Source organism: Candidatus Binataceae bacterium, from assembly GCA_035650475.1.
In the GTDB taxonomy this organism is placed as follows: domain Bacteria; phylum Desulfobacterota; class Binatia; order Binatales; family Binataceae; genus JAKAVN01.
The window spans coordinates 98,491-112,112 of sequence record DASRHP010000001.1 but is presented as its reverse complement, the minus strand read 5'-3'; the positions used below and the strand labels follow the sequence as shown (position 1 = coordinate 112,112).

Below are 13,622 nucleotides of genomic sequence, written 5' to 3'. Positions count from 1 at the left end.
GCAGCAGCCGCCATGGGTGCGCCCCACCACCCACCAGCCCCTCAACATACGGATAGGCGTGGGGCGAAGCTTGCTTTCACCCGTCCCGTGCGGATGAGATTGTGCCTATGAGAAAAACCCAGTGGCTCTACGGTTTGCTGGTGTTTACGGGTGGTCTGGCGGGGGGGATCGTGTCGGGCGCGTTTTGGCGGCCGTCCACTGCCGTCGCCGATACGCCCAAAGCCGCGCCACCGCTCGCGCAGCGCGTTGTGACCGCGACCGAGTTTGTGCTGGACGATCCTGCGGGCAAGCCGCGCGCGCGGATGAGTGTTGGCAAGGACGGCCAGGCCGCTTTCGCAATGTACGATCGCGATCAACATCTGCGCGCCGAAATGCTGGTTACCTCGCAGGGCGTGCCGCAGGTTCAGCTCTATGACACGGCCAGCAAACTGCGAATCGCGCTCGACATCAGCACCGACGGCGTTCCCACCGTGCGCCTGATGGACAAGGACAGCGTCCCGCGCGCGCTATTTGGGGTGGACGGCGACGGCGAGCCAGGGCTCAACTTTTACGCCAGGGACGGCAAACTGATGCGCGAGCTGCCCTAGTGAAAGAGCGCCGCGATGCGCGGTGGAAATCCGACGGCGCGCCGCGTGGCGGAGCCGCCCGGAGCGCGCTAATCTGAAAACTCAAGGCCACCGCGCCGCGCAGGCTTGCGTCGGCGCCGCGGTTTTCCTGAAAGGACCTGCCTCGAAGATGGGAAAAGACAGCTTCGGCGCGCGCGCCACGCTCAGCGTCGGCGGCCGCAAGTACGCGATTTTCAGCCTGGCGGCGCTCGAGAAGCGCGGCTTTGCGCTCTCGCGCCTGCCGTATTCGATAAAGGTGATGCTGGAGAACGTGCTGCGCCGCGAGGACGGCGTCGTCGTCACCGCCGACCAGGTCGAAGCAATGGCGCGCTGGAGCGGCCAGCCCGGCGAACAGGAGTTCTCCTTCATGCCCGCGCGCGTCCTGCTCCAGGACTTTACCGGCGTGCCGGTGGTGGCCGACCTCGCGGCGATGCGCGACGCAATTAAGCGCCTGGGCGGCGATCCGGCGCGGATCAACCCCATCCAACCCGCCGATCTGGTGATCGACCATTCCGTGCAGGTGGACGCATTCGGGACCGCGCAGGCTTTCGCGATCAACGCGCAGCTCGAGTTCGAGCGCAACCGCGAGCGTTACCTGTTTTTGCGATGGGGCCAAAGAGCCTTCGACAATTTCCGCGTCGTCCCGCCCGACACCGGCATCGTCCATCAGGTGAATCTCGAATACCTTGCGCCGGTCGTCTTCACCTCGAAGGACGGCCAGGCCTATCCCGACACCCTGCTCGGCACCGACTCGCATACGACGATGATCAACGGACTGGGCGTGGTCGGATGGGGCGTGGGCGGGATCGAGGCCGAGGCGGCGATGCTCGGGCGGTCGATTCCGATGCTGATTCCCGAGGTGGTCGGCTTCAAGTTTACCGGCAGCCTGCGCCCGGGCGCGACCGCCACCGACCTCGTGTTGACGGTAACCCAGATGCTGCGCAAGCGCGGCGTGGTGAACAAGTTCGTCGAGTATTTCGGCAGCGGCCTGGGCAGTCTCAGCGTGGCCGACCGCGCCACGCTCGGCAACATGTCGCCCGAGTACGGAGCGACGATCGGGTTCTTCCCGGTGGACGAGCAGACGCTGGAGTACCTCAGGATGACCGGGCGCTCGGAGCAGCAGGTGCGGCTTATCGAGGCCTATTGCAAGGAGCAGGGGCTGTTCCGCACCGCGTCTTCGCCCGATCCCATATTCTCCGGCACGCTCGAGCTTGACCTGGGGCAGGTCGAGCCGAGCATGGCCGGGCCGCGCCGGCCGCAGGACCGCGTCACGCTGCGCGCGGTGAAACGCGAGTTTCGCAGCGAGCTCGCCAAGGAGGTCGCCAACCACGACAGTGTCGATCCGAAGGTCGTCGCGCGCTGGATTGGCGAGGGCGGAGCCGCTGCCGCGGCGCCGCACGATCCGCTCCCGGCCAACCAGCTGGGCGCGCTCGGCCAAAAGGTTGAAGTCCGCGACGGCGGCGGCGAGAGCTTTACCCTGACCCAGGGCTCGGTGGTGATCGCGGCGATCACGAGCTGCACCAACACCTCGAATCCGTCCGTGATGTTGGGCGCGGGGCTGCTCGCCAGGAAGGCGGTCGAGCGTGGGCTCAGCATCAAGCCGTGGGTCAAGACCAGCCTCGCGCCAGGCTCGAAGGTGGTCACCGACTATTTGCGACGCGCCGGGTTGCTTGAGTATCTCGAACGGCTGCGCTTCAACCTGGTCGGCTACGGATGCACCACCTGTATCGGCAACAGCGGGCCGGTGGCCGAGGAAATCGCTGCGGCGGTCAAGCAGGGCAGCCTGGTGACCTGCGCCGTTCTCAGCGGCAACCGCAACTTCGAGGGACGCATCAACCCGGTCGTGCGCTTCAACTATCTGGCCTCGCCGCCGCTGGTGGTCGCCTACGCGATCGCGGGCACGATGGACTTCGATCCGTACCGCGACCCGCTCGGACGCGACCCGAGCGGCAATCCGGTTTACCTGCGCGACATCTGGCCCACGCCGCAGGAGCTCAACGCCACGGTCGCCGGCTCGATCGAATCCGCAATGTTCCGCAAGGCGTACGCCGAGGTCTTCGAGGGCGACGAGCGCTGGCGCGGACTCGAGGTGCCCGAGGGCGGCCTGTTCCGATGGGACCCGGATTCGCTCTACGTCAAGGCGCCGCCGTTCTTCGCCGGCGTCGGCGCGACGCCGCCGCCGGTTGGCGATATCAGCGGCGCGCGCGTGCTGGCGATGCTGGGCGACAGCGTGACGACCGATCACATTTCGCCCGCCGGCTCGATCGCGGCCGACGGTCCGGCCGGCAAGTACTTGATTGCGCATGGCGTCCAACCCAAGGACTTCAATTCCTACGGCGCACGCCGCGGCAACCACGAAGTGATGATGCGCGGAACCTTCGCCAATATTCGCCTGCGCAACGAGCTGGTGCCCGGCGTCGAGGGTGGTTTCACGCTCCATCTGCCCGACGGCGAGCGCACCACGATCTTTGAGGCCTCGGAGCGCTACCGCGCCGAGGGCGTGCCGCTGATCATCATTGCCGGTAAGGAGTACGGCTCGGGCAGCTCGCGTGACTGGGCGGCCAAGGGTACCCAGTTGCTCGGCGTGCGCGCCGTGATCGCCGAAAGCTTCGAGCGCATCCATCGCAGCAACCTGGTCGGGATGGGCGTGCTGCCGCTGGAGTTCGTCGGGGGCCAGACGCGCAAAAGCCTGGCGCTGAACGGGCGCGAAACCTACTCAATCGAGGGTCTGGCAGAGCGCGTCGAGCGCCGTCAGCGGCTGCGCGTGCGGGTGAGCGACGGCGGCAGCAGCCGCGAGTTCGAAGTGCTGGCGCGGATCGATACTCCGGAGGAAGTCGAATACGTCCGCCACGGCGGTATTCTACCGTTCGTACTGCGAGAGCTGCTGCATAGCTGAACGGAGGGACGATTGGCGGGGCGGGGGGGTGACGAGGTGAAACAGCAGCGCAATCCGACCAGGGAGCGCCTGCCCGGCTGGCAGCGCTCCGGCACCGACGAGTCCCGCGAGGCTCCCACCGTCATCAAGGTCGGCGCCGACTACTATATCCTGGCTTCTTCGCTGGGCTCGCGGCGGGCGACCCGATCGCTGGCTAACGGCGAGAGCTTTGCGGTCTTCGAAGTCGGCGGCGATATCATCGAGTCGCCCTTCGAGCCGTTGGGCTTTTTTCATCGCGACACCCGCCATCTCAGTCGCTTCGAACTCAAAATTGCGAGCGAGACTCCCTACTACCTCAACTCCTACACTAGCGAGGAGAACGCCGAGCTCAGGATCAATTTGACCAATCCCGACCTCGGCGTGCGCGGCCAGCAGATCGAGTTGCCGCGCACGGCGGTCCAGATCCAGCGCAACTGGGTGATCGTGGGCGCGAGTCTGTTCCATAAGCTGGTCGTGCATAACTATTCGCGCGCGGCCGTCCGCTTCTCGCTCGATTTCATCTTTGCGGTCGATTTCGCCGACCTCTTCGAGGTCCGCGGTGTCAAGCGCAAGCGCCGCGGCGAACGGCGCGCGCCCGCCATCAATGCGCGCAGCGTGGCCTTTTCCTACCGTGGCGTGGACGGCGTCGAGCGCTTCACCGAGGTCGCCTTCGGCGCCGCGCCCGCCACGCTCGACGCCGGCCGCGCATCATTCGAGCTCAGCCTCAAGCCCGACGAGGACTGGATGCTGGAGGTCCGGATCACCGGCGGTTCGGAGAACGACAGCGCCAATCACCGGGGACGGATCGCGCGCTTCGACGAGGCGCTCAAGGTGCGGCGCGACGAGATCGCGGTCTTCTCCCGCGGGTGGGCGCGGATTAGCGCCAGCAACGAGCTGTTGGACTCGCTGCTGCGCCGCTCGGTGGCCGATCTCACGGCGATCATCCGCTACGCCCCGGAAGGTACCTTCATGATGGCCGGCATCCCGTGGTTTGCCACCCTGTTCGGCCGCGATTCCATCATTACCGCCCTCTTCGCGCTGCCCTTTAATCCAGCGATCGCGGTTGGCACGCTGAAAACTCTCGCGGCGCTTCAGGGAACGCGCGACGACCCCGCGCGCGACGAGCAGCCGGGCAAGATTTTGCATGAGATTCGCTACGGCGAGATGGCGGCTAGCGGCGAGATCCCCTTCGGCCGCTACTACGGCAGCGTCGATTCGACTCCGCTGTTCCTATGGCTGCTCGGGCGCTACGTCAGGACCACGGGCGACCTCGACCTGGCGCAGGAGCTATGGCCGAACGTCGAGCGGGCGTTGGAATGGATCGAGGGCTGGGGCGACCGCGACGGCGACGGCTACGTGGAATACTTCCGGGCGACGCCGCGCGGACTCGCCAACCAGGGGTGGAAGGACTCTTTCGACGCCATCTCGCACGCCGACGGCACGCTGGCGCGCGCGCCGATCGCGCTATGCGAGGTCCAGGGGTACGTGTATGCGGCCTACCGGTCGATTTCGGCGATCGCTGCGCGCCTGGGCCGCGCGGGCCTCGCCGATCGTCTGGCCGAGCGCGCCGCAGCGCTTAAGGCCGCCTTCGTTCGCGACTTCTGGCTCGAGCGCGAGCGGACGGTCGCCCTGGCGCTCGACGCTGACAAGCGTCCGTGCCGCGTGATGACATCGAACGCGGCCCACTGTCTGGCTGCGGATCTGCTCGACGGCGACCGCGCAGCGGCGGTCGCCGAGCGTCTTCTGAGCGACGATATGTTCTCCGGATGGGGCGTGCGCACGCTCAGCGCGCGCGAGCGGCGCTACAACCCGATGAGCTATCACAACGGCTCGGTATGGCCACACGACAACGCGATCGCCGCCTTCGGGCTCTCGCGCCTGGCGCGGCGCGAGGGCGTGATGCGTATCCTTAGCAGCCTGCTCGATGCCGCCGTGTACTTCCACAGCGGCAGCTTGCCCGAGCTGTTCTGCGGCTTCCCGCGCGAGGAGCGGCTGGGACCGGTGCCGTACCCGGTCGCGTGCCATCCGCAGGCCTGGTCGGCCGGCAGCGTCTTCACGATCGTGCAGGGGATGCTCGGAATCGACGTGCGCGGTTTCGATCAGCGCCTGCGCATCGTTTCGCCCGCGATGCCCGCTTGGCTCGACTGGCTGCGGGTCGATGCGCTCAAAGTCGGGCCGGCCGCGACGGTGTCATTCACCGTGCGGCGCACGCCGGGTGGCGGCGCTGCGGTCGAGGTGCTCGAAAAACGCGGCCAGGTAGAGGTCGAAATCCGCAACTGAGGCACAGCCGTATCAGTCGATTGCACAGGCCGACGATTTGGGACAACCACAGCGGCGGCGCGCGTATCGCGCGCCGCCGCCGCGTGGGTGCGCTCTACTGCTGAGCCGGCCGGCTATCGGTAGCTGACGCCGGCGCGGCGCCCTTGCTCGAGGCGAAAATCTGCTCGAAGAGCTTGTGTCGCTGCTCGCGCAGGTTGCGCAGCTGGCCAAGCACCGCGGTCGATTGCGTGGTGTTGGCGCCTGGGGTCTGGAAGAGTTTCTCCCACACGCCCAGCTTTTCCGCCGTCAGCACCTGTTTGGCGTTGGCGTAGGCTGAAATCTCGCTCGCGCACGAGCCGCCTTTGGCGATGCAGGAGATCGCGGCCTCTCGCGTGTGGCGCAGGTTGGTGAAGTCGGTCTTGAGGTTGGGATCATTGTGGAAAGCCGCGCCGATCTGCTGGTGGCTCAGGCCCGCCGCGTGCCCCAGCAGCCACATCTGCCGGTCGCCGCCGTGCCCGCCGCCCATCCCGTGCGCCGCTGCCGCGCCGCAGGTCGCGGCGAGGATAAGGCCCGCGGCCGCCGCGGACCATAACGCCGTCCGTCGCTTGCTCATGTTTGACACCTCGTGAATATGCGCTCGCTTGGGCGCTCACCACGAGAGTACGCATCGGCGCCGCCGGCGGTTACGGCGGTCCGCCTCAGGCGCCAAGTCCATCGTTACCTGAGGTTGTCCGAAGCGCGATGCTCTAGTCCGCAGCGGGGGTCGAGACGGGTTCCGGCGCGTAGCTGACCTGGACCCGCTCGAGGTAATCGGCGAGCCGCATCGCGGTGTCCAGCGCCGCCTCGCAATCATTGCGCCGCGCGGCTTCCTCGAGCTCCGCGCCCATCGCGGTCAGGCTGTCGAAGCCGTAGGCGCCGCCTTCGCCTTTGACCTGATGACCGACTTCGCGCGCACGCGCACAGTCCTTCTGTCTGAGAGCGTCGATGGCCTTGTTGACATCGGCCCGTTTGAATTCGAGGAATAGCGGCACCAGATCGCGCAGGGTTTCGTCAACCGTCACGGCGATTGGCTGCGGCGCTCCCTTTTCGCGGCGCGGCGCAAAGCGCGCGAGCGTCGCGATCAAGGTTGCGCGCTTGACCGGCTTCGCCACGTGCGCCTCGCATCCCGCCTCCAGGCAGCGCCGAATATCCTCGTCGAGCGCCGAGGCGGTGAGCGCAATTATCGGAGTCGGTTTCCGCTGATGGGCTTGCTCCCAGGCGCGGATCGCGCGGGTGGCCGCGTACCCGTCCATCACCGGCATCCGGATGTCCATCAGCACTAGGTCGTAGTCGCCCGCACAGAACCTGGCCAGCGCCGAGCGGCCGTCGACGGCCTCGTCGAGCACGACCGCGGTGTTGCTGAACAGGCCGCGCACGAGCATCCGGTTGATCGGCGAATCGTCGACCATCAGCACGCGCATCGGCGGCAGGCAGGGCTCGTCGAGCGCGGGAGCACTGGTCGACGACAGAGTCGGCCCGTCTGGCGCGGCGCCCAGGGCCCGGGCGAGAGCGCCGAGCAGCTGCGCGCGGCCCACCGGCTTGACGACCCAGACCGCGACGCCCAGTTCGCGCAGCGAGGCAAGCTGCCCGGCGAGATCGTGCGTAGTGAGCATCGGAACGGTGCGCAGGTTCATGCCGCGCTCCTCGCAAAGCTGCCTCGCCTGTGTGATGAGCTCGGCGCCACCGATGCCAGACATCCGCCAGTCCGCCAAAATCACGTCGTAGCCGCCACCCGCGCGCAGCGCGTGTTCGAGCAGAGACAGCGCGGCGTAGCCGCCATCGGCTTCGCTCACCTCGGCGCCGGCTTCACCGAGACGTTCCCGCAGGAGCGCCCGGTTGGCCGCACTTTCAGCCGCGATCAGAACGCGCACGCCGCCGAGATCGATATTGCCCCCGGCGGCGCCGTCGTCAGGTTCCGACGAAGCCCCCGCGGCGGCGCCGAATTCAAGGGTGAAGCTGAAACGGCTACCCTTGCCGGGCTCGCTGTGCACGGCAACCTCGCCGCCCTGAAGCTCGACCAGGCGTTTGACGATTGCCAGGCCCAGGCCGGCGCCGTTGTAGATACGTGCGGCAGAGGAGTCGGCCTGTGCGAAGCTGGAAAAGATCACTCCCAGCTTTTCGGGGCCGATTCCGATCCCGGTGTCGGCGACGGTGAAGCGTAGGGTGGCGCAGCCGCTGTCGGGGCTGCTCGCCGCCGGCGGGTCGGCCCGTTCGACCTCGATTGTGACTTCGCCGCGCCGAGTGAACTTGACCGCGTTGCCCACCAGGTTGAGCAGGACCTGGCGCAGGCGGCGCGGGTCGCCGTGCAACCTGCGCGGCACCCCAGGGGCGACGCGGGCCACCAGTTCGAGGCCCTTCTCGTGCGCGCACACCGCCATCGTCTCGCCCAACTTGTCGAGGACCTCTTCGAGGTCGAAGTCCGATGATTGGATCGTCAGTCGCCCGCTCTCGAGCCGGGCAAGATCGAGGATGTCGTTGATCAGATCGACAAGCGCGTCGCCGCTGGTGCGCACGATATCGAGGTAGCGGCGCTGCTCGTCGCTGAGCGCGGTTTGCGCCAGAAGCTCGGTTGCGCCGAGAACCGCGGTCATCGGAGTCCGGATCTCGTGCGACATGTTGGAAAGGAATTCGGACTTGGCGCGCGCCGCCGCTTCGGTCGCCTCGCGTGCGGCCTTGAGACGGCTTTCGGTTTCCTTGAGCTGGGTGATGTCGCGGCCGATCCCGATGATCGAACGCTCATCGCCAAGCTCGGCGACCACTGCCGAAAAAAGATAGGGATGGACGCGGCCATCCCGGTCCCTGAGGTCGACCTCGACGCTGCGGGCGACCCCGTCTTGCCGCAAAAGCCGCAGAAATTCGACAAGCTGTCGCCTGTCGTTCCAGAGGTTCAGCTCCGCCGCCGACTTTTGAAGCACCTCATCGCGAGTGAAGCCGATGAAGTTGACGAAGGCATTGTTCACCGCGATGAAGCGTCCGTCGGAAAGCCGATTGATCGTGATGATGTCCGGGCTGACCTCGATGATCTTTCGCAGGGTGGTCTCGCTCTGGCGGATTTTACGCTCGGCCTCCTTGAGGCGGGTGACCTCGCGCGTGAACGAAACCACGCATCGTTCGCCGTTGAGCTCCACGACCGTGGATGAGAGCAGGGTAGGCACCGGCGTGCCGTCGGCGCGCCGGAACATCACCTCCATGTTGCGCACCCGCCCGCGCGCGGCGAGCTTGGCGAGATATTGTTTGTACTGCTCCTTGTCGGCCCACATTCCAACGCGGTAGGAAGTCCTGCCAATGACCTTGTCGGAGGTGTAGCCCGTGCCGTCGAATGTCGGATTGAGCAACCGCACATAGGTTCCGTCGGCGTAGCGGTTGACCGAAACGGGATCGGGTGACGCCTCGATGATCTTTCGCAGCGTCTCGGCCTCGGCATGCGCGCGGCGCGCGATGCTTTCGAGCTCAAGCTGCCACCGTTTGAGACGCTCCTCGCGTTCGCGGGCGCGCCACAGCGAGCGGCAAGACACAATCAACGCCGCACCCAGCAGCAGAAGTGCGGCGTATTGCGTACCCGGCCGCGCGGCTGTCGAGGCAAGTACGACCGCGGCCAGAAGCAGGGCCGCACCCGTCGCCCACGCGATGGCGTTCCGGTTGCGTCCACGTGCTCCGCCGTGATCGTCGGCGCAGCCAACAGCGTGGTCTAACGCCGAGCCAGGCTCATCGGTGGACGGGGGCGCGGGAGCCTCCGCGGGCGCAAGCGCCTCATCATCTGCGGCCGTCTGTGTCATTGCTCGCGTGTGCTGTGTTCCTCTAGCCCGCTGCCCGCCGGTACACGGACCTGCCGCACGAACTGAGGAACTGAAGGGCAAGGCGCCAAAGAGGCGGAAGGCTAGCTTTGGCTCAAGCAACAACTGGACCGAGGTTTATCTGGTCTAATTTCATCCCAAGATTGCAAATACTGCAGACCCGGTTGAAAGCGGTGGCGAAAATGCAACGCAAGGACCTATTGCCTATGCTAAAACGTCATTGGAGGGGGGCCGCACGAGGCGGCATAAGATGGATTTCGGGCCGGGGAGGTCGAGATAAATGGCGGTCCGCACTTTGATCGTCGAGGATTCCATCCCTGCGCGCAACATCATCCGCCGCCGCCTGGAGCAGATGGGATGCGAGGTAGTGGGCGAAGCCGGCAATGCGGCAGAGGGGTTAAGGTTGTTTCGCAGCCTGAGCCCGCAACTGATCACGCTCGATCTTATGATGCCCGAGGTCGAAGGGGTCCATGCGAAGAGACTGTTCAGCATGATCCGCGAGCAAGCGCCCGAGGTCGCGGTGATCGTTATCAGCGCACAACCCAAAAGCACCGGCGAGCGCGCCGAATATCTGCGCCGGGGGGCGCTTGCCTATTTCGAGAAACCCTTCCTCAAGCTGGAGTCGCTGGCGGACAGGCTGGCGCAGCTTTTCCCGGAGCTGAACAAGTAATCGCGACGTGGGGGCTCGACGAGGCGCAGCCGCTTCGTCGCAAGAACTGCTACGGGACGGTGACGCGCGCGCCGGTCTTACGCGCGGTGTAACGGCTCAGCAGCCCCAGCACCGAAGGTGTGACCTCGCTTATCGCGTCCGCGCGAAAGCCGACACTCTCCGGCGTGCGCGTACGCATCATTCCCAGCATCGACAATCGCAGCGTGGCGGCCAGCCCTTGGTAGTAACGCAGGCGGCGCAAGTCGAGCGGTGCCAGCGTATGGTAGAGCGCGACGTAGAGCAGGTAGAAATTGCGCCGCAGCGTATTGCCGACGATGTTCTGGCGCATCCAGCGCGGATGCTCCATCGCGCTGGTGGACAGGATGACCGCGGTGGTCGCGGCGTCGAAATGGCGATCGCCCGCAGCCGCGTTGGCCCAGTCGATCACTCCTGTCACGTGCAATCCCTCGACCAGGACGTTCTGCGGATGGTAGTCGAGGTGGAGAAAGGAGGCCGGCGCGGCGCGAAATTCGCCCGCCCGCGCGCGTAAGCGGCCCAGCGCCTCGGCAAGTCCCGGCAGCGGACCTTCCTCGATGCGCTGCGCGATCGTCGCGAGCGTATGATCGAGCAGATGCGCCGCGGCACAGTCGGAGGTTGACGGGGCTGGCAGCTGGTTCAAATCCGGCGGCGGCGTCATCCGATGAAGCTGGACCTGGGCGCGCACGAAGCCCAGGAACCCCATCGAAAATGTCCTGAACGCCTGCGGGAACGAGCGCACTGCGAAGAGCGGCCCGCCGCGCACCCGCTCCATCACCAGAAACGGTGCGCCGATAGGCGTGGGGTCCGGCTCGAACAGGCAGGCGCGCGGCGCCGGAAACCCCGCTTCGGCAAGATAGTTCAGAATGGCGAACTCGCGCGCGCCTTTCGCCGCGGCCTTCGCACTCGGGTAGAAACGGAGGACGAGCGGCGCGCCCGCGGCGACGGCGGGCATCATTTCGCTTCGCGAGCGCAGTGCAAATTCGTACAGTGTGGTTTCCCATCCGCTGGCGAGCACGCGCAGCCGCTCCACCGTACTGCCCAGAAAGGCGCCGAGGGCGGCGGCCAACGTCTCAGGCTGCGGGTTGTTGTGCGCAGGTTCCATCACGGCGAAGCGGCGCTGGTGTACCTTCGTCGAAAGCGTAGTCGCCCGACGCCGCGCCTCTGCGGGCGCCGCGCGTTTGCCGCGCGCTAGTCGGCTGCAGCGCGCGGCCCGCCGGATTGCGCGGGCGCCGGCGTGGCCGCGGGCCGCGAAGGCGCTGCGGGAGGCTGCTGTTGTACGCCTACAGCGGGCGCGTGGCCGCGGAAGAGCCGGTAGTTCTGGAGGTCGCGCAGGCCGTTATCGAGCGGGCGCAGCCAATGCAACGTCTCGGGGATGATCCCGCGCTGATGGTATTCGTGCTGGAGCGTTGAAGAGAGTAATGGCCCGCGGGTGTCGCTGATGTCGATGCTCACTTCGACCGACAGACCCATCCGCAGCGGCTTATCCGCAGGCTCCGGATTATCGAGTACGATCTTGACCGGGACGCGCTGGACGACCTTGACCCAGTTGCCGGTGGCGTTCTCCGGCGGGAGCAGGGCGAAGGCGGCGCCGGTGCCGATACTGATCGAATCGACGTGTCCGTGATAGACGTAGCCGGGATAGATGTCCGCCTCGACCTCGGCGCGCTGTCCGACGCGCACGTCGGTGAGTTGGGTCTCCTTGTAGTTGGCGGTTATGTACAGGCCGCGCACCGGCACCAGCGCCATCAGCGGCTGTCCGACCTCGATCCGATGGCCGACGTGAACGCTCTTGCGCGTCACGATTCCCTCGAACGGCGCCTTGATCGTGGTGTAGCTCAGGTTGAGCTTGGCCAACTGAAGGGCGGCCTGCGCCTGGCGGACGATCGCGCGGTCGTAGCGCTCGTGATCCACGCGATTGGGGCCGAGTGCGGCTTCCGCCTGGAGCAACTGATGCTTGGCGAGCGCTTCGGTGGCGAGCGCGACGCGTAGTCCCGTGGTCGCCTGGTCGTAGTACTCGCTCGACACCACGCCCTGCGCGCGCAGCTGCTTGGCCCGGTTGTAATCGATGCGGGCTTGGATGAGCTGCGATTCGGCCAGCTTGAGCCCCGACTCGGCGGCCTGCACTTGGGCGTAGAGCTGGTCGACAGTCTGTCGCGCGCGCGCAAGCTGTGCCTCGGCCTCGGTGATCCGCACCTCGTAGTCAGTGGGATCGAGCTGGACCAGCGGGTCGCCCGGCTTGACGTGCCAGTTATCCTCGACGAAGACCTTGATCACGGTGCCCTGGATCCGCGAGGAGACCAGCCCGACCGTGCCGTCGACGTAGGCGTCGTCGGTGGACACGTGGGTGCTGAAATAACGGTAGTAGCGGATAGCGGGGAAGATGGCGGCGATCACCGCGATGGCGACGATCACCAGCAAAGCCCGGCGCAGCAGATTCGACTTCATCGGCCTGCCGCAGCCCGCGTGGAGCCTGTCCCAAAGCTAGCCGTGCGATTCGATGCTCTAGCCAGTATCATCCTCATAGCAGTCAAGAGAACACAAGCCAAAAGTCGGCTCGGCAAATCTAGCCTGTCCGGCCGATTTCGTCCACCGGCGCCCGCCGCTCACCTCGTCGCGCGCTGGGAGGACTAGGGGTACTTTATGACGAGGTTCGGGCCTCCAGTCGCCTGCCTGACGACCGCGCCGTTGAAGATGATGTCGACTGCGAAGGTGCCCGCGAGGTCGAGCGAACTGAACTGCCCATCGACCCGCCCGTCCGGGTTTTCGAACAGAAACAGCACGGGCGAGCGCGCTTGAACTACGAAGCCCTCGCTCAGGTCCTCGATCAATCCAGTTAAGAGGCCTGCCAGCGGCGCCTTCACGAAAAAGCGTACATCGGGATCGGCTTGCGGAGCAATGCGCGCGGTTCCGCCGGTGGTCGCCAGGGTGACTGTGCCGAACGCGTCATAGGTTGACGACTCGGCGACCAGCGTTACGCCGCGGATGATCTCGGCACTCAGCAGGGTCGAGCGATTCGACAGCTTGGTCGCCACCATCTGCACCGGCGGCGACGGGTTGATGATTATGATCGATTGCGGCACGACCCCCTTGATCGTCCACGACGCGCTGGCGTCGCTCACCACGACTTGGAACGGGGTGCCGGGCGTGCCCAGCAGCCACATGATGGTTTCGTTGGGCACGCCGGAGGTGTTGCCGGGCGCGGTGGGATTGGCGATGCCGAAGGCGCCTCCGCTGCCGCATCCCAGCCCGAGCAGGCCGGCAAAAATCAGCGCCGCGCACCGGCGCAGGGTGGGATAGCCATTTGATCTGCGAGTCATCGCGGG

At 66.3% G+C, this 13,622-nt stretch carries 9 protein-coding genes; 4 read left to right on the top strand and 5 right to left on the bottom strand.

What is annotated here, in order from left to right:
* Positions 1-107 precede the first annotated feature (107 nt).
* From VFB33_00505 to VFB33_00495, 3 genes are all read left to right on the top strand, one after another.
* The gene (locus VFB33_00505) at positions 108-587 is read left to right on the top strand and encodes a hypothetical protein (GenBank protein ID HZO80147.1); all 480 of its coding nucleotides are present in this window, start codon (positions 108-110) and stop codon (positions 585-587) included.
* 148 nt (positions 588-735) lie between these two features.
* Entirely contained in the window at positions 736-3,501 is a 2,766-nt protein-coding gene (gene acnA / locus VFB33_00500; protein HZO80146.1) for an aconitate hydratase AcnA, read from the top strand.
* A 12-nt stretch (positions 3,502-3,513) separates the two neighbouring features.
* Positions 3,514-5,799: a glycogen debranching N-terminal domain-containing protein gene (locus VFB33_00495; protein HZO80145.1), complete on the top strand. Its 2,286-nt coding sequence runs from the start codon at positions 3,514-3,516 to the stop codon at positions 5,797-5,799.
* A gap of 94 nt (positions 5,800-5,893) precedes the next feature.
* Here VFB33_00495 and VFB33_00490 read toward each other — a convergent pair whose 3' ends face one another.
* Positions 5,894-6,391 (bottom strand): hypothetical protein, encoded by a 498-nt coding sequence (locus VFB33_00490; GenBank protein ID HZO80144.1) that lies wholly within the window; start codon positions 6,389-6,391, stop codon positions 5,894-5,896.
* Positions 6,392-6,524: 133 nt separating this feature from the next.
* A complete protein-coding gene (locus tag VFB33_00485) occupies positions 6,525-9,332 on the bottom strand; it encodes a response regulator (protein ID HZO80143.1) in 2,808 nt (935 codons plus the stop codon).
* A gap of 559 nt (positions 9,333-9,891) precedes the next feature.
* Between VFB33_00485 and VFB33_00480 the strand changes: the two genes are divergently transcribed.
* Positions 9,892-10,281, top strand: a complete 390-nt coding sequence (locus tag VFB33_00480) for a response regulator (GenBank protein ID HZO80142.1) — start codon at positions 9,892-9,894, stop codon at positions 10,279-10,281.
* A gap of 49 nt (positions 10,282-10,330) precedes the next feature.
* Here the strand turns inward: VFB33_00480 and VFB33_00475 are convergent, their stop codons facing one another.
* From VFB33_00475 to VFB33_00465, 3 genes are all read right to left on the bottom strand, one after another.
* The gene (locus VFB33_00475; GenBank protein HZO80141.1) at positions 10,331-11,401 is read right to left on the bottom strand and encodes a phosphotransferase; all 1,071 of its coding nucleotides are present in this window, start codon (positions 11,399-11,401) and stop codon (positions 10,331-10,333) included.
* An 86-nt stretch (positions 11,402-11,487) separates the two neighbouring features.
* Entirely contained in the window at positions 11,488-12,744 is a 1,257-nt protein-coding gene (locus VFB33_00470; GenBank protein HZO80140.1) for an HlyD family secretion protein, read from the bottom strand.
* A gap of 182 nt (positions 12,745-12,926) precedes the next feature.
* Positions 12,927-13,616, bottom strand: coding sequence for a hypothetical protein (locus VFB33_00465; protein ID HZO80139.1), 690 nt, complete (start codon positions 13,614-13,616; stop codon positions 12,927-12,929).
* Between the last annotated feature and the right edge of the window lie 6 nt (positions 13,617-13,622).

Bases quoted from the DNA above. Each gene is read 5' to 3' on its own strand.
- VFB33_00505 (HZO80147.1), top strand. From the start codon at position 108: ATGAGAAAAACCCAGTGGCTCTACGGTTTGCTGGTGTTTACGGGTGGT.
- acnA (HZO80146.1), top strand. From the start codon at position 736: ATGGGAAAAGACAGCTTCGGCGCGCGCGCCACGCTCAGCGTCGGCGGC.
- VFB33_00490 (HZO80144.1), bottom strand. From the start codon at position 6,391: ATGAGCAAGCGACGGACGGCGTTATGGTCCGCGGCGGCCGCGGGCCTT.
- VFB33_00480 (HZO80142.1), top strand. From the start codon at position 9,892: ATGGCGGTCCGCACTTTGATCGTCGAGGATTCCATCCCTGCGCGCAAC.
- VFB33_00475 (HZO80141.1), bottom strand. From the start codon at position 11,401: ATGGAACCTGCGCACAACAACCCGCAGCCTGAGACGTTGGCCGCCGCC.
- VFB33_00470 (HZO80140.1), bottom strand. From the start codon at position 12,744: ATGAAGTCGAATCTGCTGCGCCGGGCTTTGCTGGTGATCGTCGCCATC.
- VFB33_00465 (HZO80139.1), bottom strand. From the start codon at position 13,616: ATGACTCGCAGATCAAATGGCTATCCCACCCTGCGCCGGTGCGCGGCG.